This window comes from Methanospirillum lacunae (genome assembly GCF_003173355.1).
GTDB classification, from domain to species: domain Archaea; phylum Halobacteriota; class Methanomicrobia; order Methanomicrobiales; family Methanospirillaceae; genus Methanospirillum; species Methanospirillum lacunae.
Window position 1 is genome coordinate 1 of sequence record NZ_QGMY01000003.1, and the last position, 21,545, is coordinate 21,545.

Below are 21,545 nucleotides of genomic sequence, written 5' to 3' on the forward strand. Positions count from 1 at the left end.
TTGCAACATCGCTGTTCACAGTTCGGGCTCCCATCAAACGGCCTCTTATGTTGAACATTAAAGATTATATACCTTTCCAGGCATCTACCCTCGCAGTTCAACAAAACAACCGCGTTACACGCTCGTGGTGAGCGTGGGATACAATAGTAGATCACTAGCACATATAATGGTTTCTCAAAAAGCCGAGTAATAACACATCAACAGACATACAGAAGTGACTAGATAACCTCAATTCTTTGGCTTTTTTACTTACATTACCAAAAAGCGCAGTTACGCAAACACAACAGTAACTGAAACCATCATGGAGATTCTGTCGTAAGTTGATGAATATCGTGAAACAAAAATAGGACCATGCTGCAGAATGTGGCAGTGTTGATGTTAGGAGTACCAGCATACAAAGCGTGTCAGCGCGATGTAGATGTACCACATCCTACAACATGGATTACATATTTTTGTTGCACCAAGGATCGTATAAGGTTTCTCATTCAAAACAGAGCAAATACTAAGGATCTAGTGGTTATTTGAGAAATAAATAATATTTAAAGTATTAGTTCTTGTAGAATGGGTTGTTTCAAAGAAAAGGAAAAAAAGGATTGAATCACGCATACCAGAGAATTATGAGGATCAACTTCTCCTTCCACATGCATCCCGATGATATCTTCCAAGCTCACTCTTTTGAAGAATATCACCACGAAATACCGGACCATCTCTACAGACACATAATCCTTCAGGATCAATACAACATGAACCACATAACCCCACCCCGCATTTCATGTATCGGTGAAGACTAAATTGTCCCATTTTCAGGGCTCCTTTTGCATCAAGAACATCAAGGACTGATTTCATCATAAGTTCTGGTCCGCAAACACATACAGAATCGTATATTGAAAGATCCATTTCGCGCAAAAGACCTGCAACAAATCCATGATATCCTACTGACCCATCATCAGTCGCGATCATAAGATTTGTACACTCAGAAAGGATGCGGGTATATAGAAGATCTGGAGCTGACCTGGCACCAAGCAGAAAGGTAATTTTTGAGTACTGTCGTGCCAGAGGCAGTAAAGGGGCTGCACCTACACCTCCTGCAATTGCCAGAATATTCCCATTCGGGGAGAATCCATTCCCAAATGGACCTCGTATACCAATCAACTCCCCGGGTTTCAGATTCCCAAGAGCAATGGTAGCATCACCAACTTCCTGGACAGTAATTGAATCAGGTCCAGAAAGTGCCATCGGGATCTCATCAACCCCGGGAACCCAGACCATGACAAACTGGCCGGGTCTAACTTCAAATTTCTTATCAAAAAAAACAGTTTTTACAGATGTACTCTCTTCGACTATTCTGGTTATGTTTACCATGACGGGAAGATTATCACTCATGTGCACACCCGATAATTTCTTTTGGCAAAAATCCATTATCATCATAAAGGGCAGAGGAAATTTCTCTGAATAGTCCCGGATTTCCTCGCAATGCAGACCCAATCTCAACTGCAGATGCACCAGCCATCATCATCTCAACCACATCATCAGCTGATGAAATGCCCCCACATCCTATAACCGGAATATTACATGACTCATACAACTCATACACGCACCTGATTGCGATAGGAAATATTGCTTTTCCAGATAATCCACCAAACCGGTTGCCTAGAACAGGACGTTTAGCCTCAAGAGAAATCCGCATAGCCCTGACTGTATTAATTGCTACCAGGGCATCCGCACCCCCATCTTCAGCGGCTTTTCCAATCAGAGTGATATCAGTCACATTGGGTGTAAGTTTCACCCAGACAGGTTTGTTGAATCGTGCGACAGCTGAAGTACAAGCCTGAACCAAGTCAGGATTAGTCCCTATCTGGGCACCATAGCCGGATGCATGAGGACAACTGACATTGAGCTCAAAAGCGGTTGCAGAATTAGCAAACCATGATGCAACTTCGCTGAACTCTTCCGGGTTCCCTCCGAATATACTGATAATAACAGGCTCCCCCTCGAGAGGTTTTAATTCTTCTTTGAACTCATGTGACGGATTTGGGAGACCCATTGCATTAAGGACACCATCCTCAAGAACCACAAGGCACGGACCTGCATGTCCTGTCCGTGGTTCAGGCCCGATGGATTTGGAGACCACTGCACCAGCTCCCTCTCGGAGCATACGCGCAAGAGATGAGCCACTGGTGCCAAGCACACCGGCAGCAAGGATGAGATGGTTACTCAGTGTAACTCCACCAACCTCGACCGGACCCCTCTGAAGTCGAATCATCATCAGAGAGATCAATATGATGGTAGTTATGTATTCGCCATACCTATGAGTATGGCATGACAAGCCTCGCCATATTCGGAGCAGGAACGATCGGAGGAGGAGTAGCTAACCTTCTCAATGCCCGTGGCCTGGTCAGCCGGATGGTAATATACGATAAGAATCGCGACCTCCAGGAGGCACAAAGGCTTGACATTCTGCACACGGGAAGAGATGTTGAGATCTCAACAGATCCCGAAGATATGCGGAATTGTGACATAGTCATCTGCACGGCTGGACTTCCTCGAAATCCTACAGTAAAAACGCGTGCAGATCTTCTTCATACAAATCTGCCAGCAGCTGATAGTTGCGCCCGATACCTGAACGGTTTTTCCGGAATTCTAATCGTGGTGACTAACCCGATGGACATCATCACCTGGTATTTCCATACTATCACCCAGATTCCAAAAAACCGGATTATCGGATTTGGAGGGCAATTAGACAGTGCCAGATTTTCTTATACACTTCATCAATTAGACATACAGGGACCTGGATGCATACTTGGGGAACATGGAGAACACCAGGTACCCATCTTCAGCAGAGTTGATCCCTCTCTCCCTGAATCGAAAAGAAATGAAGTACTTTCAGATCTTCGGGGATCCAGCATGGAGATCATCAAGGGAAAAGGAGCGACGGAATTCGGTCCTTCATGGCATATATCAGAACTCGTGCGAATAATCGCCCGTGATGATAAAACATGCATACCATGTTCCTGTATTCTGGAAGGTGAATACGGGATATCTGGTTGCTGCCTTGGTGTGCCTGCAATTATTGGAAAGGAGGGGATTTGTGAAATTGAACAATGGGACCTGGATCCCTGGGAACATGCTCACATGCAGGCAGCCGGTACATTTGTGTCAGGACTTTGCAGGACTCTTGAAGGAAATAAATAATGGACGAAAATAAAAATACAACAAAAACTGCTTTGTCCCAGAATAAGATTCAGACGGAATTGAATTTTCAAGGAGATGCAGAGGACACAGGAAAAACTCTATTAGGGATTAATCAGGTCGAGTACTCAAATGGACCTGATGGACCAGTCATTCACCTATACGGAAGAGAAAAAGATGGTACCTCCCGCGAAATTATGATTACGGGATTTAAACCCTATCTTTATGTAAAGGCAGAACAACTTTCAACAGTTCCTCTTCCCATGCAGGTTATTAAGGTGGAAGAGACCCCGTACTGGTCCATACACCGCGAAGAAGTTCGCAGGATGTACACCCAGCGCCCCACCGATGTCAGGGATGTGCGAACTGATTACACTCATTTTGAAGCTGATATTCCATTCGCAACCAGGTTTATGATCGACATGGGAATAACTGCAGGAGTAAAAATCCCAAAAGATCAATTTCAGGTACCATACCAGGAGGTGATTCCGGATAACATCATGGCTCCAACCCGAAGTTGCATCCTTGATATCGAATGCCAGGATGACAAAGGCGGACTTCCGGACCCTGATCGCGATGCTATCATCTGTATCACTGCCTGGGACTCTTTTGACGATGTGTATAAAACATTCATCCTGCAAAACGAGTCAAAAACAATAACACCGTCCCTCATAAATTCAACGGGGCCACTGGAGAGCGGATGCTTCAACAAATCCTGTCATGAAGTACTTATCTATCAAACAGAAAAAGAGTTACTGGCAGGATTTGCATCGTATATTACCAAAAATAATCCAGATCTACTCACCGGATGGAACTTCATCGATTTCGACCTTCCTTTTATTCTGGGCCGAATTAAAAAACTCAACCTTCCTACAGATATTCTGGCCCGTCTCAAAGGTCCTTCTGAACGTAGTACTATTCGAGGTCGGATAGAATTTGATCTCCTTGCAGCATACAAAAAGATGCAGAGCACGAAGCTCGATTCTTATCGACTCGATGCAGTTGGAGAGCGTGAGGTTGGCGATGTAAAAGCGTTCCACTATTCACCAGGGATGACCACTTCATTCTGGAAAGACAGCCCTGCCCAGCTGATTGAGTATAACTACAAAGATGTCGAACTTTGCGTTAAAATTAATCAAAAAAACAGCATTATTGAATTTTATCAGGAAATATCCAGATATGTCGGCTGCCCGTTGGATCGGACTCTGAATTCATCAAATGTTATTGACATTTATATTCTACGCAAAGCTTTCGGAAAATTTGTTCTTCCATCAAAAGGATATGCAGCCGGAGATGAATTTGAGGGAGCCACAGTTTTTGATCCAAGCCACGGTCTAAAGGAAAATGTCGTAGTTCTTGATTTGAAATCACTGTACCCAATGGCGATGATGACAATCAATGCCTCTCCGGAGACAAAAGATCCAGAAGGGGAACTGATTGCTCCTAACGGCATCAGGTTTAAAGGCCAGCCTGATGGCCTGACGAGGAGTATCATCAGCGAACTGCTTAAAGAGCGTGATGAAAAGAAGAATACACGGAACCTCTACCCATTCGGATCTCAGGAATATCATCTCTTTGACATGCAGCAGAATGTCATCAAGGTTATCATGAACACCTATTACGGCGTAAGCGGGTATTCCCGGTTCAGACTGTATGATAGAGAAATCGGTGCTGCTGTCACCTCTGTAGGCAGAGCAATTATTGAACATACCAGATCCATTATAGAATCCAAAGGATACTCGGTCATCTACGGCGACACTGACTCATGTATGGTTCAGCTCCCACAGGGAGATCTTGAACAGACAATTCAGATTGCCAGATCCATAGAAAAGGAACTGAACGGGAGTTATGATAAATTTGCCAGAGATACTCTCCATGCTGATCATCACTTTTTTTCAATAAAATTTGAGAAAGTATATCGCAGATTCTTTCAGGGAGGGAAGAAAAAACGTTACGCGGGCAATCTCATCTGGAAAGAAGGAAAAGATGTGGATGAGATCGATATGGTAGGGTTTGAAGCAAAACGTTCAGACTCTCCTCTCCTCACCAGGGAAGTAATGAAGGAGATGATGAACCGGATCCTGAAAGGTGCAGAACTGCCAGAAATTAAGCAATTTCTGGGAGATGTTATAAAAAAATACCGGGCAGGAGGATACCCACTAGATGAGATCGGAATTCCCGGAGGAATCGGTAAGGGTCTAGAAGATTATGACATCGCTGATGCACAAATTCGGGGTGCCAAATATGCCAACGAATATCTGGGTATGAACTTTGGAAAAGGCAGTAAACCTAAACGCCTCTATATCAAGACAGTCAAAGGAAAGTATCCAAAGACAGATGTACTCTGCTTTGAATATGGAGATCAGGTCCCCACAGAATTTGTGGTTGACAGGGAACTTATGCTGGACAAAACAATAAAACAACCAATATCCCGTATACTGGAACCTATAGGCTGGAGTTGGTCTGATATGGATCCAAGCAGAACTACCCTTTCAGACTTTTTCTAATATGACTGAAAATAATTCAGGAAAAACCTCAATCCCAAGGATAATAGTTGCCGGTATCCACAGCGATTGTGGAAAGACAACAATATCACGGGGATTAATGGCAGCACTTGTTAAACGGGGCCTTATTGTGCAACCTTTCAAAGTAGGCCCTGACTTTATCGATCCCAGTCATCATACTCAAATCTGCGGACGGATTTCCCGCAATCTTGATCCAATAATGATGGGTGAGCAGACTCTTACAGATACCTTCATCAACGCCAGTAAGGGAGCAGACATTGCAGTCATCGAAGGAGTGATGGGAATGTTTGATGGGCTGGATGGATCATCAGAAGGGAGTACTGCTCATGTTGCCCGTCTACTCAAAGCGCCTGTTATCCTGGTCATACCGGTTAAAGGAATGTCTGGAAGTGTACATGCAATAGCAGAGGGATTTAGCAGACATGATCCCGATGTTTCCATCTCTGGAATGATCCTGAATATGGTAGGTAGTTCCAGGCACAAGACCATTCTTCAGGCATGTAATAGCGTTGATCAGGTCGGTCATATACCGGTTATGAAAGATCTTGAAATCGGGAGCAGACATCTCGGACTTGTCATGGGGGAAGAAATTCATGCCCCAGCAGCGCTTGCCAACATACTTGAGGAGTACGCCGATATACCTCGGTTGATAACCATTGCAAGATCTGCTCCTCCCCTTTCAGATACAAATGTGGATATTCGAAGCGAGCCAGAAAAAGTTCGTATTGCAGTAGCCAGAGATCCGGCATTTTGTTTTTATTACCAGGACAACCTCGAAAGGTTAGTCAGACATGGTGCTGATTTGACTTTTTTCAGCCCGATGGTGGACAATCTTCCTTCTGCAGATATGATCTATTTGGGCGGAGGTTACCCTGAACTTCATGCCTCAACCCTTGAATCAGGGCAGGCCCGCGAACAGATCCGGACTGCTGGAGAGAACGGTGTGCCAATATACGCAGAATGTGGAGGACTTATGTATCTCGGTAAGGGACTAGACAGTGATACAGGATATGTACAATGGACGGGTATTCTGCCGATAGAAGCACATATGGAAAAGAGGTTTCAGGCTCTTGGGTACACCACTGGTCATTCTATCGGTGGGCCATCTGTTGCACCAGCGGGAACTGAGATCAGAGGACATGAATTTCATTATTCAAGGGTCGATCCAGATCGGGATGCCAGATATGCAATACACCTCTCCCGTGGATCAGGAATTTCCGATGGCCATGACGGGATATTTGTTGAAAACTGTATGGGATCATATACTCATGCATATTTTTCAGATAATATGACAAAAGCACTCATCTCGGCAGCCATGGAAAATAAAAAATCGAAAAACTGATTATTGAGAAAAAGGTAGCGATTAAAGAACGCTACGTAGTTTCTGGCCAAATACAGGGAAAAAATCTTTCTTTCGGGACATCACACCCGGCAGCTCAACCGGCTGTATTTCATACCCAATTCCATTAATCAATCCTGCATCCCCGGCAGCATAGAGGTAACTGATCTGACCTATAACATCAGTGAAAAGGACAATATAAAGATCTGCACCCGTCTTATCTCTTATTGCAATTAGTTCTTCTCTGATCTCATCATCATGAGATGAGTGATACTGGTCAGAAGCGGTCATAATCTGTGCGATGATCACTTTCTTGTCATAGAGTGTATACTCTTTTACATCCCTGATAAGAAGCTCATGAAGGGGAACCTGATCGAGATCCATACCTTTTTGGATGAGAGTACTCCCGAACTCCAGAGGATCCCGACCTGCCAGACTGGAAAGATATTCAACTGCCTCACGGTCCCTTGCAGTTGTTGTCGACATCTTCATCACAAGCGTGTCTGAAAGAACCCCTGCCAGGAGTAACATAGCTATCTCTTTAGAAGGTGTAACCCCCTCTTCGATATATCTGAGTGTAATGATTGTTGAGGTTGAACCAACAGGCTCATTTCTAAACTGAATCGGACGTAATGTTGAGATGGTTCCAAGACGGTGGTGATCGATGATCTCCAGTACTTCAGCTTCTTCTATCCCTTCAGCTGCCTGGGCAAATTCATTGTGATCAACAAGGATCACCGATTTGTGAATTTCTTCGACAAAAGAGTTTCGAGAGATCATTCCAAGTAGACAATAATTCTCATCAACCACGCAGGCTGTCCGGTATGGTGAATTGGTAACAACCCTCGTAGCTGATGAGAGAGAATCATCCATATGGACAACTTCTACATCTGTCCCCATGATGGCTGTGGCAGGATGAGAAAGGTGAATCATCCGGCCGACACTGAAGGCATCAAGATCAGTTTTAAGGAGTGTTACCTTGCGAGACTTGGCTGCATCATGCAGACGTTCACCAACGGGAGCGCCTTCAGCGATGATCATAGCTCCAATGCCAGCTGAAACCAGCGCTAATTGGGCGGGTTCATTGTCTCCGACAATGGCTACATCTTGTGAACCCAGCCGGGATAGGGAAACATGCAGGGCATCAATAACAATAGCAACCTGCCCATCAAGATTTGAATGGGCAATATGCACAATCTCTGCCTGTAAAATCCGGGCTAATGTTTCAGTACTGATAGGACCAACACGAAGTGGCTGGCTTGCGTGAGGTGATACATATGCACGGGCAAGACCATGTTCACTTACAAGACCGAGCAGATGATCATCAGAATCAACAATTGGAATATTTCTGACATCATGCTCATCCATCAGTGCTGCCACATCTATCGCAGCCATGTCATTAGGTGCTCGTTGAGGATAAAGGAATGGAATATCACCCACAACAGGTTCAACACTTTCGATAAGTGTTGGCGAAGGGAGATTCGTTTCATTAAGGACATATTGTGTCTCTGAATTAATTTCTCCGCACCGACCTGCGACATATGAACCTTCTTTGACCTTTCCAAGGAGGTTTGCATAAGCGATTGCACTGGCAATACTATCGGTATCAGGCTGCCGGTGTCCGAGAACATATATTGTCTGCATACCTGTTCCACAGGTTATGCATGTGCAGACATATACTATTGGTCTGTCTCATGCAGATTGATATATCTCGTCACCAAATTCCAGAGTACCAATTATGGCAGATGATGTGAATATTGGAGATGTTGCATCCTCGGCACTGGATGGAGTCACCCTTATTGCAGGATATATGGGTTCACTCTGTCTTTTTATCGGGGGACTGACCACCTTTTTCCCGGTCCCTTTTCTCGGGCAGATTACGTACCTGAATGGGCCAACCGGCACAGGGGTACTATATCTTCTGATTGCAGGAATCTCTGCTTACATTACGTATACAAGAAAATTTTTTCTCCTTTACATATGCGGAGGGCTTGCAGCAGTAACTGCTGGATATGATATCCTAAATGGGACCCGGCTTGGATATGTAATGCAAATGGCACTCGGGGGAGGGTTGTCAGCTTCAATGGGAGGAACCCAGGATCCAATAGTATCAGGTATGATGCAAAATGCTGGTTTTACGATTCCTACCGCATGGATGGTTCTTGCAGGTGGTATATTTATTCTATGTATAACGCCGAGTCTCGTTCAGAAGAAAAACGATAATAGCAAGGGGGGCGAGCCCACAAAAACAAAAAGGGATCAGATACTGGAAAACCGGATGAAAGAACTGGACAACCTTATCCTGATTTATGAACGAGGCCATATCACAAAAGAAGAATTCAACAAACTAAAAACTGAGATCATGAACCGGGACAGGTTGAAGTAATCAGTCAAATACTGGTGGATCAAAGCTAGCATCAGATCATAAATGCAGGAACAATCACATCATGCAGAATAACAATCAGGTAGACCTCAAAACAATCGCATACAACGCGATGGTAAAATACGGATTTGAACCAGTCTTTCCAAAATCAGCACTTAATGAAGTTCAACAGGTTACAGAAAAAAAGATAGAACCCTGGCCCATAAAAACCCGTGATTTGAGAGCACTCCTCTGGTCATCAATCGATAATGTTGACTCCATGGATCTCGATCAAATCGAATACTGTGAGAAAGGGAACAATGGTGAGATTCATGTTAAAATCGCTATCGCAGATGTCGATTTTTTTGTTCTAAAAAATACCCACATTGACAGGCATGCTTCACATAATGGAACTTCTGTTTATACGGGGATAGAAACCTTCTCAATGCTTCCGGATCCCCTCTCTAAAGGTGTTTCATCACTACTTCCCGGGCCTGATCATCTTGCGATGGTGATAGAGTATACAGTCATGACCGATGGAACGTTCAGGCCAGGTGGCCTCTACCGGGCTGTTGTAGTTAACAAGGCTAAACTCATCTACGAGGAGGTTGGTGACTGGCTTGAAGGAAAATCCGGAGTTCCCAAGGCTGTTCAATCGGTACCAGGACTTAAAGAACAAATTGAATTACAGAATACTGCGGCGGAGCGATTGAAGCAACACCGCCGGGAACAGGGAGCACTTGATCTTGGTACTCTTGAAGCTAATGCAATTGTAAGTCAGGGAAAAGTTCTGGACCTGGTTGTTCAGGATCAGAATATGGCCAGATGCCTGATAGAAGAATTCATGGTAGCAGCGAATGGAACCACCGTTGCATTTCTGAATTCAGCAAATATGCCAATGATCCAGAGAATTGTCCGGACACCAAAAAACTGGGAGGGGATCAGAATGACAGCTGCTCAATACAGGGAAAAACTTCCACGGGCACCTGATACCCGGGCACTGGCAAAATTTTTGATCAGACGCAGAAAGGCCGATCCTGAACGTTTTCCAGATCTTTCTCTCACGATAGTAAAACTCATGGGGCCAGGTGAGTATGTTCCGCTCATCCCGGGTGAACCACCAGTCGGACATTTTGCACTTGCGGTCACAGATTACACGCATGGAACTGCACCAAATCGAAGATATATTGATCTTATCATTCAACGCATCATCAAATCAGTCCTCGATAATAAAACGAATCCATATACAAATGCAGAATTGAAAGAGTTAAGTACCTGGCTTACAGGTCGCGAAAAGGGATCGAAAAAAGTTGAGCGGTACATGCAGAAGGCTGCAGCGGCAGTGCTCCTCCAAAACAGGATCGGGCAGTTATTTGAAGGACTTGTGACTGGTGCTTCAGATAAAGGTACCTATGTCAGAATACTGAGTCCTCCTGTTGAAGGAAGGGTTGTTCAAGGATGTCGGGGTCTTTATGTTGGACAGAAAGTCAGGGTACGTCTTCTCAGAACTGATCCCTATCAAGGGTACATAGACTTTGATTGTACCGGAAAAATCAGGTGATATATTGAGTTGGTACAGATATTATCCTTATGTTTTCAAGAAGTGTAAAGAAAATCAATGGTAATATTGGAATATAATTCCCATTATATCATCTTAATGACATCTGCTGGGCAGCAGATCTCAAACCTGGCACCAATTCCGGGACAGCCGGTTTCACAGATGGTTATACCGGTAATAGAGAGAATTTCACGTGAAAGGAAAAGCCCAAGTCCGGTATTCTTACCGTACTGAAATGTGAATACCTTCTCTTTTTCTTCAACAGGAATACCAACACCGTCATCATCACAGATAAGAAAACAAGTATTTTCGCGATTTTCAACATAAAATCTGATGAAAGTGTTTTTTAGCCCATATTTTACCGAGTTGTGGATCAGATTTGCAAACACTTTCTCGATTAGGGGATCTGCATATATCTGGATATCAGAAGGGATTTCATTATCGAACCGTATCTGGTTTAATGAAGTGTGCCTGAGTGAATTTTCAACGAGATTTCTGATGCCCTGCCATACTGGAGATTTTATCCCGATATGCTGGTACTCATCAGTAAAGCGAACAGTCTCTACAGTCTGTCCAACAATCTTCATGGCCTTCTTGATATATGCCCAGGCATTTTCAGGATTTTCCTCACGATCAGAGTAGGCAATCTCAAGATATCCCTGAAGTGAAGTAAGTTGATTTAAAAGATCATGACGGGTAATAGTAGCCATGAGTTGGAGTTTATTGTTTGCACCTGCAAGTGCAGTTTCAACCCGCTTACGTTCTGAATTCTCAAAAATTAGATCAGTATTTGACTTCTGCAGTTCTTGAACAGTATTTTTAAGTTCTTCATTCAGGTAATTGAGTCTATCATGAGTCTCCTGTAGTTCTGAGTAATTCTTGACAGCTATCTCATATGTTGAGAGAAGAATATTCAAAATCTGTCTGCGATTAGCGCTTATTTTAAAAACTTCACCTGCAAAAGAGACATCCAGGCACAAATCCGGATTGCCAGGATCCGGAGTAGTTCTTGTGAGATACGTGCCCACAATTCTTCCATTAATTGATGACGGGTCAAACGGTTTGATAATAAAGTTGTCTGCACCTACTGCCAGACCTTTAATTACATCAATTGGATCATACAGGTTTGTTACAAGAATAACGGGAATATCTGCATTATTTAGATTAGTTTTTATTGTCCGGCAGAACGTATACCCATCCATCTCAGGCATCAGGACATCTGTGAGAATGAGATCCGGCTTATTATCAGAGATCACAGAAAGGGCCTCTGCACCGTTTGATGCCAGCGATACACTATACCCTTCCTTTGACAGGATATAGCGGAGATACTCTGCCTGGGTCCTGTTATCCTCAACAATCAGAATCTTCTTTGGCAATATGGCAGATGTATCCATTTATCTCTCAACCAGTTTTTTCCATCTCTGAAGATGGTTTTCCTGAAAGAAGATCACTGATGACAGTAAGGAAGGAGTCTTTTTCAAAATTACTCTTCACCAGATATGCATCTGCACCAATTGCTCTTCCATGCTCTCGATCCTCAACAGAATCAAGCGATGTGATTAAAACTACCCCGAGACGAGCATAACGGTCGTCTGTCCGGATTTTTTCGGTGAGAGTGAACCCACTCATCCGGGGCATATCGACATCAGATACGACCATATCAAACTCATACTCCTTAAGTTTTGCGAATGCATCCACGCCATCACATGCCGTCTGTACTAGGTATCCTGCCATCTCCAGAATTCTCTTTAAAAGTGCACGTGAGGTGACAGAATCTTCAACGACCAGGATCCTCCTCCCTTCACGTTCAGTTTTACCAACTGGACGTTCCTGACGCCCAGAGATGAATGCTTCCTGGATCAGTTCAATGGGGTCAAGGACCATTGCCACTGTACCATCACCGAGTATGACAGCTCCCGTGATTCGTTTGACGCTCTTAAGGAGGCTCCCCAGTGGTCTAACTACAATTTCCTGTACCTGAATCACCTCATCTACAACGCATGCAATCTGTCTGCCTCCATATTCCATCGTTACGATCGGAACTGGAGCGGTACCTGTAAGTCGCGGTCCAGGATCAGGAATTCCAAGTGCCTGAGTTAGCAGAACCACCCTGACAGTTTCCTTATCAATGCGAGCAACAAGTCGTGATCCCCGATATTTGAACAATGATGGATCAGCCCTGATAACCTGTTTAACCTGTTGAAGAGGGAGCACATAAGTCTGGCCTCCTGCTCTTACCACGACACCCCGAAGAGTGGCCATACGTACAGGCAGAACTATGGTAATTGAGGTTCCTTTCAGAGATTCTGATGAGATCATCACATCTCCCCCTAGCCTGCTCACCACATCATCGACAATAGCCAGACCAAGCCCTCTGCCTGATAACTCACTAACTTCTCGACAAGTTGAAAGACCGGATCTGAAGATGAGCCACAGTGCTTCTTCATCGGTCAGTTGCGGCGCCTGTTTTGAGGTAATAACGCCTTTTTCAACAGCAATCTCGCGAACCATCTCCCGATCGATACCGGCTCCATCATCAATTATTTCAATACTGACTTTACTTCCGGAATGTGGTGTCACCCTGGCCAAAAGAAGACCATTATCTGGCTTTCCTCTCGCTCGCCTTACATCAGGAGTTTCAAATCCATGATCAATAGAATTGTGGATCAGATGCATTAACGCAGGCTTAAGTGATTCAAGAATACGTCGATCCATCTCAATCTCGCCACCCTCTATCTTCAGGTCCACTAATTTTCCTGATTCACGTGAATAGTCACGAACAAATTTGTGAAATGGAGAGAGGATTGTGGATATCGGAAGGAGAACTGCATCATGAATAAGATCAGATATCTCACTCGTACTGACCTCAAGAGCCGATCGATCCATGTCGGTTGCACGAATATGGAGTGAGAGATCATGCTGGAGACTAACCACAAACTCATGATCAAATTTAAAAAAATCAATTAACCTCTCAAGGGGGAGTAAAATATCAGGTGGAAGAGATGATTTCTGAATACCGTATGTAAACTCGCGAATCTGGTGAAGATCCCCTTCAATCTGTGAGTAGTTCCACTTCCAGAGAGAAAACGTACTCATCATATCTTCCAGTTCCCGAAGGCGTTGTGTAATGAAAAGCCTGGTAGTAAGAAGATCATCTGAGCCGCCTATTAACTGATCTAATTTATGCGACGATATCCTGACTGTATCAGTTCCCGGGGTATGTCCGGGTGTACCCCGACCACCGGGTTGTAATTCATGTCTTGTTTCCTGACCAGATACAATGGATTCAGGTGCAGAAAATTCTGATTTAGTAGGTTCAAAGTGAGATTTATATGGAGATGAAATATCCAAAACATTGTTGCATCCAGAAGGGGGGATATTTGATCCGATCATTTCTGGAAAGGCATCTGATTCAAAAACGGCACCTTTTTTTTTCTCAATCAGGGACGTCCTTAAGGCACATACTATCTCGGATGAGATAAATTCTGACGAAGGGTTGGAAGAAAGAAGCGAATAGATGACTGTGATAGAACGATGGAGCAGATCATAAACTCCAGAGTCTGAACTGATCTCTTCTCGTTTGAGTGCTGAAAAAACATTTTCTATGTTCTGACATACAGACTCAATTTCTTTAAGATTTACTGCACGAGCGGCTCCTTTCAGACTGTGGGTTTTCCTAAAAACCTGTTCAATCAGTTCAGCCTGATCTTCTTCTTTTGCCTTTTCAAGACTGATGAGACCCTGGGATATATCTGTGAGAATCTCATCAGCCTCTTCGCGGAATGTGGCAAGCAGCCACTCATGGAACTCTTCGTCAGAACTGATCATGGCATCAGGTTCAGACGTGATACTGTTCGGTAATCTTCTTTAGTCTGACTCCAAGTTCGTGTAAATCTTCTGCAGTTTTCTCTGCTTTTCTGGTTGTATCGAGGTTCTTTTGAGCTGCATCACGGATCTTCTCTATTGCCATGGATATCTGATCCATTCCAGCAACCTGATCCTGAATTGAAGTTGCAATCTCAAGCGCTTCCTGTGATGAATCAGCACTGGTTCGGGTGAGCACTTCAATTGCTTCTCTTGCATCACTTGTAAGGCGGGCGGCATCAGCCACAGTTTTTGTTCCCCGTTCGGTAGAAACCACCGTTGACGTAACACCACGCTGAATATCAGTTAGAATTGTCCTGATATTGGCTGTTGCCTGTTTTGATTGCTGGGCAAGGTTATGGATCTCATGTGCCACCACAGCAAATCCTTTGCCGAATTCTCCAGCTTTTGCTGCTTCGATTGAAGCATTAACCGCGAGGAAGTTGGATTGATCAGAGATCTCAGTAACAGTGGCGATAATTTCTCCGATTGCCTGACTCTGTTCAGATAGTTTGATGACATTAATCCCAATCATGTCCATCTGCCTCTGGATATGATTCATACCATCAAGTATCTCCTGAACAGATCTCTGTCCTTCACCAGATACCTGAATAGCCCGGAGTGCTTTCTCAGACACGGCTTTTGTCTTCTGGTTTGCAAGTTCGGTCTTCTTTCTTACCGCTTCTACAGTGTCTGAAGTCTCATTCACCGTTTCTGCGGTTTGATAACTTGCAGACGAAAGTTGTGTCGTTACAGTAAGAATCTCACTTGACGCAGAAGAAAGTACAGAAACACCCTCATACAACTCTTCTGTGATCAATTTCATCAATCGCGAGAGTTCTATACCAATAGTGTTTAACGCATCCCGGTATGCAACAAACTCACCAGCAACAGGAATAGTTTCATCAAAACGGGCAGTAAAATCACCTGAAGCATAATACCGGGCTAGACGCATGGCTTCATTGACCGGTTCAGTGATCGTTTCAAGCGTTTTATTGAACCCTGCGATAATCATTCGATATCCACCAGAGAATGCGGTTTCATCACCTCTTACAGAGAGATCACCAGCACGGGCAACATTGGTGAGTTTGATCGTTTCTTTGTGCAGATGATCAAGTGACTCAACCATCATTCTTAAAGCAGGCCTGATCTCATCACGATCATCCACAGGTTCAGAAAACTCAATGATGTACTCACCGGTAGCAATCTTCTTTATCGTCTCTACAACATTGGTCTGAAGATCATCTGCAAATTCATCCATCGTAGCAGCCATAATGCCGATCTCATCCTGACGGTGGATCTTTAATCTTGCTGAAACATGGCCGTTGCGAAGTTCTTTGATCATAACGACCACCTGTTGAAGAGGTACTGATATTGAGCGTCCGAACATTATCGCGATGATGGCACCGAGAAGAATGGAGGCTGTAACCAATGCAAATATGGTATTTCGAAGAGTATCAATCGGGCCTGAAAAATCAGAAAGATCAGCACGTGAGACAATATACCAGTCAAGAGGTTCATAGTAGGTATATGCATCAAAAACCATTGTCCCATTATAATTATGGGCTATGGATCCCTCCTTCTTGTCAAACATCTCCCTGATGTATTTCATATCCGAGATATTTTGTCCTGCAAGAGCTGGGTGAATCAGTACGTTTCCGGAACCATCAAAAACATACATGTATCCGTGCTTGCCAACTGTCGTCTCATTGATGCTTTTCTTGACGATATCCAGAGTTTGTCCTTCTTCTGTTCCTGCAAAGAGCACACCAATGACTTCACCATTCTGATCTTTTATCGGTTCATAGGCAGTAACATAATTTTTACCAAATAGATCACGCCTGCCATAATAGGTCTCCCCTTTCTTAACGGCCACATCATACACATTATCAGTCAGATGAGTACCTACTGCCCGCTCCCCATCAGTACCGATAACATTTGTTGAAATTCTGACAGCATACGAGTTATTGTATACCTGAAAGACAGTAGCAGCCCCACCCACAAGTTCCTGAACTTTATCAACGATTTCAAAATTATTATTGACAACATACCGGTTACCGTTTCTATCGATAAGTGTCATATTTCCATCAACGATTGAGGGTGTTCCTTTTGAGTAAAAATTCTGCTTTAAAACATTCAGGTCACTATTAACCTTAACACGGGTCAGTTTATAGACATCATTGGTCCAGCCTTTCATGTCCTGAACCTGTGTCTCAAGCAATGTCTCAATCTGTTCGTTGATTACACTGCTAGAACTGGAATACGCTACAACACCAAGCAGTAATGTCGGAATAATAGCTAAAAAGAGACAAATAACCAATATTTTTGTACCTACTCTCAAATCTCTGAAAAATTGAATCATCATAGAACTCCTCATTACCACATTTCTAAAACTCTGTGAATGATTACCTGCCAGAATATACTCTTACCAGACATTTTTCACACTGCCCGTTTACCTGTTGCTACGGAATGTTCTAATTCGCCGGATTGATCCACAATCATTTTTGGATCTTTTAATATTGCTGCTGCGTTAATAACTATCAGACCTGTATTCATAATACCAAAGATGTAATTTGGTTGCCCGGGTGCAAATTCAGGGCCTGCTTTTTGTAACTCTTCAATAGGAAGAAGACTAATCCCAGTTATCTGATCTGCAAGAATACCAAATGTAATATGGCCATCAGTCAGGACAATAACCTGATTCAAATCAGTAAGGCCTCGTTCCGGAATAGAGAGCAGAACTCTGAGATCAACCAAAGGAATAATCTCTCCCCTGACAGGACAAACTCCGATAATATGGTCAGGTGCTGTTGGAACAGGGGTGATTTCTCTGGTAAGAACAACCTCCCGCACAAACCGCATTTCTGCTGCATAATCACGGTAAACCAACCTGAATTTTATAACCTCCAGTGAGGAGGGTTCAGGCAAGCCACCTTCAAGCCTGGCAAGATCTCTGGCACGATCTGAAAGTTGTTTTCTAATCTTTCCTATATCAGGAGATTCATCTAAACCTGAAAAATAGTTTGATTGCGTTTTTGGTAAATCCGCAATTCTGTTAGTAAGAGGTATAGAAATTTCATTATACCCAGTATTCCATGACTCCAGAAAAAGGGTTAGATCACTAATGAATACAAGTTCCTTTGTAAATATAATACCAGGAATAGAATATTCAGGTGGTACATCCGGGATCTCATTTCCCATATTATCCCTGACAACATATGTCTCATCGACCCAGAGTGCAACAGTGGATTTCCCGGTTTTGGCAATAATCAGGCTATCGTTCAGGCATGGAGAACGCTTCGGCAATCCAAAAAGGCTTCTTAGAGAATAAACCAAAACCCGGGTTCCATGAAGATTTAAGGTACCGGACACCCCAGGAGAATCAGAAGGTTTAGTGTCGAATGCAGCCATCCGTACCAGATACATGCTCTCATCAAGGGGTATGGCACCTTGCACCCCACCTATTGAAAAATGAAGAATGTTAGCCATAATTGAGATGAATTACTCCATCTATGCAGTTATTAAATATAAAAACCAACGGATGTTAATACTCCCTTTTATACAGGTATTATATTTAATATCAAATCGAGGGAGTAATCAGGACAATTGAATAAATAATGTAGAAAAAACCTATCCGGGCGAGAGCACAATACAGACGTTATATGAGATAATATGCACAATGATTATAAATTCCAGTTTTTCCCTCGCGTTCTTTCTGCTATTCAAAAACCATGAAATAATTCAGATGTATTTGTATGCATTGGCAGGAATCTGGATCTCAAATCGTGCACCGGAGCCTGGATTTCCATTTTCAGTGATCATCAGCCCGGTGATAGCAAGGATCTCTCTTGAAAGAAAGAGACCAAAACCAGTATTTTTACCGTACCCGTGTTCAAATATCTTTTTCTTCTCATTAGATGCAATACCAACACCGTTATCTTCATACACCAGCGTGATTCCATTATCCTTCTGAACTGCTGAAAAGAAGATATTGTCAACATGTTCTCCATGCATCAGCGAATTAGAGATCAGGTTTGAAAAAACCTTCTCAAGCAAAGGATCAGCAAAAATCTCAAGCCTTTCAAGTCCTTCATCCCACCCGATGAACTCGGATTTACGCATTTCTTTGGCAGTCCGTATTTTCTCTCCTACATTCTGCCATTGTGGTGCTTTGACCCCGACATCCTGGTACTCTTTGGTAAAGACAATTTGACTTCTTATTGCCTGGGTAGCTTCAGTTTGTTTATCGATAAAGGGGATTAGATTCTGATCAGTGTTCTTTTTCCTAAGAAGATCTAGATAAGCCAGTAAAATTGTTATCTGGTTTAGTACATCATGCCTTGTGATACTGGACAGCAGGTTCAGTTTTTTGTTGCTCTGGACCAATGCATCCTGTGCTATCTTTCGATCAGTAACATCATTTCCTAGAAATAACAATGCAGGTCCTTCTGTCCAGGTAACACCCACCATACCTACCTCAAGCCACCTGATATCACCTACATTATCATACATTCGGATAACATTCCCGGCATGTATTGCTCCACTTTTAGCTGCCTCTGTAATCAGATTTTGAACCACTTCGGTGTCATCAGCATGAACCAGGGAATCGAGATCATGACCAGCCAATTCTTCACGGGTCTTTTTAAAGACTGATGATGCCTTCGGATTTGAGAAGATGATTGTACCGCCACGAAGAACAAGAACTATTTCATTTGCATTATTGACGAGAAGCCGGTACTGTTCTTCACGCTCTTTGAGTGCTACCTCTGCCTCTTTTCGCTGAGTGATATCACGAGCGATGGTCATTACAAGACTCTGATCCTGAATCTTGATCGGATAGGTTACAACCTCGGCGTAGAGTGTTGATCCATCTTTACGATGAATTGTCATCTCTTCAGGTCCGGTCGATTTTCCAAGAGCATTACGTGCAAATAGCACAGCAGTCTTAGTGATATGCATTGAAGCGATGAGCCCCATCGTAAAGATATTGCGACCGTGTAGATCTTCTTTTGTAAAACCAGTCAGTTCTGTTACTGCACGATTTGAATCAACAAAAGTTCCTTTAATATCTGTAAGGAAATATGCTTCAGGTGCATGATCGAAGAGGATCTTCAGACGTTCTTCAGAGTTGTGAATCTCCTGTTCAGCTGCTTTTCGTTCACTTATATCAGTGAGTACAACTGTAATCGCCCTGACTTCTCCGTCATCATCATCTTTGACCGGACTGAACCTTCTGATATAATCTCGACCGCCCCAGTGGATCTCGTCCATGAACATCTTTTTGGATGTTGAGACACGTTTTACCGCCTCATCAAACCGTTTGTCCTCACCTGGAGGCAGCATTACCCGCATCCGTTGTTCAAGGTACTTGTCAGCGAGATCACCCAATTTCTTGCGGTGATATGTATTCATGAAAATGTAACATGAATCGAGATCCACCATGTAGATCGAATCTCCGGTAGACTCAACCACGCTCCGGTAATTCGCCTGTGTGATCTGTAAGGCTGATAGTGTTGAACGCTGCTGGGTTACATCACGAAAACTCCAAACTCTCCCAACAGTTGTTCCACCGATACGCTGGGGAAGAGTGAGTCTCTCGAAAATCCTGCCATCACGAAACTCCAGAACATCAAATGCATCCTTGTCGGGGTTATTCTTAAGCCAGTTTATCCGCTCAATGAAAGAATTCCGATCTTCTAATTGATCCTCAAGATAGGCCAGTATTACTTCTTCATCCTTCTCTTCTATAACAGTTTCAGGAATGTACCACATATCAAGGAACTTCTGATTGTAGTTGATGACTTTTCCAGCCCTATCAACAACAAATATTCCATCAGATGTAGACTCAAGGGTAGCAGTTGTCAGGGAAGCACTTTTTGCTACTTCGTCCTCTAATCTGACCCGATCGGTGATGTCAGTTGAAACTACAGTAACTGCAAGAACCTGGGAAGAAGACTGGTACTTGATAGGGATGAACTTTCGATAGTAAAACCTCCCCTCTTTCTCGTACTCTTCAAGGTAAAAGTTACTATGGGTCAGAACCTGACTCATCGAATTGATAAAACGTTTATTCTCATCCTCTGAGTGGAGATCACGATACATCTTTGATTCATAATCTTCCCCAGAGATTCCAAGTCGCTTCAGATGAGGTGTATTTATATATAGATACCGATAATGCCGGTCGACCATATATATTGAATCTTCAGTTGCCTCAACAATGGTGTGAAAATTTGTTTCTGCATACTGATGGGCTTCCTCAGCCTGTTTCCATTTTACAATCTGCCGGATGAAGGTATTTAACAAAACCTTCTCAAATTCGGGATCTCCATTCTTCTGGAAATAATAATCGATGCCGGCCTTAAGTGCCTCTTTCGCAATCGCAGATCCCTGATCACCGATAAAGATTGATATAGGGCTTGATTGGATCTGTTTTTTCAACCTTGTTATAAAATCAATCCCATTCTGTGGTCCAAGGTTAAATTCAGATATTATAACATCGATATGAGTCGTTTGCAGTTTTTTAAAACTTTCTTTGATATCAGTGACGGAGTAGATATCCACCTTCGCGCCATTTTCAGAGAATAATCTGATTATACTAGAAAAATGTTGTGGATCTCCAATAGTCAGGATCGACGTTAACGCCAATCTCCCTTCCTCCTTCGTAACTGATTAATAATCATATGGTATGTTTCAGAGTGGATAAAACCT

At 43.3% G+C, this 21,545-nt stretch carries 13 protein-coding genes; 5 read left to right on the forward strand and 8 right to left on the reverse strand.

Annotated features, from left to right (window positions below; translation table 11 throughout):
• Positions 1–624: 624 nt before the first annotated feature.
• Together DK846_RS04855 and DK846_RS04860 are read right to left on the reverse strand one after the other, a co-directional pair.
• On the reverse strand, positions 625–1,383 hold the full coding sequence (locus DK846_RS04855; protein WP_109967816.1) for a dihydroorotate dehydrogenase electron transfer subunit: 759 nt from the start codon (positions 1,381–1,383) through the stop codon (positions 625–627).
• On the reverse strand, positions 1,376–2,263 hold the full coding sequence (locus DK846_RS04860; RefSeq protein WP_109967817.1) for a dihydroorotate dehydrogenase: 888 nt from the start codon (positions 2,261–2,263) through the stop codon (positions 1,376–1,378). Before DK846_RS04860 ends, DK846_RS04855 begins: the two co-directional genes overlap by 8 nt.
• A gap of 56 nt (positions 2,264–2,319) precedes the next feature.
• Here DK846_RS04860 and DK846_RS04865 point away from each other — a divergent pair, with 56 nt between their 5' ends.
• The 3 genes from DK846_RS04865 to DK846_RS04875 are packed head-to-tail and all read left to right on the forward strand — an operon-like array spanning position 2,320 to position 7,056.
• The gene (locus DK846_RS04865) at positions 2,320–3,192 is read left to right on the forward strand and encodes a malate dehydrogenase (protein WP_109967818.1); all 873 of its coding nucleotides are present in this window, start codon (positions 2,320–2,322) and stop codon (positions 3,190–3,192) included.
• Positions 3,192–5,696, forward strand: coding sequence for a DNA-directed DNA polymerase (locus tag DK846_RS04870; protein ID WP_109967819.1), 2,505 nt, complete (start codon positions 3,192–3,194; stop codon positions 5,694–5,696). The genes DK846_RS04865 and DK846_RS04870 overlap by 1 nt, the downstream gene beginning before the upstream one ends.
• A 1-nt stretch (position 5,697) precedes the next feature.
• Positions 5,698–7,056, forward strand: coding sequence for a cobyrinate a,c-diamide synthase (locus DK846_RS04875; protein ID WP_109967820.1), 1,359 nt, complete (start codon positions 5,698–5,700; stop codon positions 7,054–7,056).
• Between the two features lie 21 nt (positions 7,057–7,077).
• On the opposite strand, the gene DK846_RS04880 is transcribed toward DK846_RS04875, so the two are convergent.
• Positions 7,078–8,697, reverse strand: a complete 1,620-nt coding sequence (locus DK846_RS04880; protein WP_109967821.1) for a putative manganese-dependent inorganic diphosphatase — start codon at positions 8,695–8,697, stop codon at positions 7,078–7,080.
• 94 nt (positions 8,698–8,791) lie between these two features.
• Between DK846_RS04880 and DK846_RS04885 the strand changes: the two genes are divergently transcribed.
• Positions 8,792–9,439 (forward strand): SHOCT domain-containing protein, encoded by a 648-nt coding sequence (locus DK846_RS04885; protein WP_109967822.1) that lies wholly within the window; start codon positions 8,792–8,794, stop codon positions 9,437–9,439.
• A gap of 61 nt (positions 9,440–9,500) precedes the next feature.
• A complete protein-coding gene (locus DK846_RS04890; RefSeq protein WP_109967823.1) occupies positions 9,501–10,976 on the forward strand; it encodes an RNB domain-containing ribonuclease in 1,476 nt (491 codons plus the stop codon).
• 83 nt (positions 10,977–11,059) lie between these two features.
• Here the strand turns inward: DK846_RS04890 and DK846_RS04895 are convergent, their stop codons facing one another.
• The 5 genes from DK846_RS04895 to DK846_RS04915 form a co-directional block, all read right to left on the reverse strand.
• Positions 11,060–12,367: a hybrid sensor histidine kinase/response regulator gene (locus DK846_RS04895; RefSeq protein ID WP_109967824.1), complete on the reverse strand. Its 1,308-nt coding sequence runs from the start codon at positions 12,365–12,367 to the stop codon at positions 11,060–11,062.
• 7 nt (positions 12,368–12,374) lie between these two features.
• A complete protein-coding gene (locus tag DK846_RS04900; RefSeq protein ID WP_109967825.1) occupies positions 12,375–14,801 on the reverse strand; it encodes a hybrid sensor histidine kinase/response regulator in 2,427 nt (808 codons plus the stop codon).
• Positions 14,802–14,811: 10 nt separating this feature from the next.
• Positions 14,812–17,202, reverse strand: coding sequence for a methyl-accepting chemotaxis protein (locus tag DK846_RS04905; protein ID WP_245926474.1), 2,391 nt, complete (start codon positions 17,200–17,202; stop codon positions 14,812–14,814).
• Positions 17,203–17,276: 74 nt separating this feature from the next.
• Complete coding sequence (locus tag DK846_RS04910) at positions 17,277–18,326, reverse strand: chemotaxis protein CheW (protein WP_109967826.1); 1,050 nt, start codon at positions 18,324–18,326, stop codon at positions 17,277–17,279.
• Positions 18,327–18,578: 252 nt separating this feature from the next.
• Positions 18,579–21,482, reverse strand: coding sequence for a PAS domain S-box protein (locus DK846_RS04915; RefSeq protein ID WP_109967827.1), 2,904 nt, complete (start codon positions 21,480–21,482; stop codon positions 18,579–18,581).
• Between the last annotated feature and the right edge of the window lie 63 nt (positions 21,483–21,545).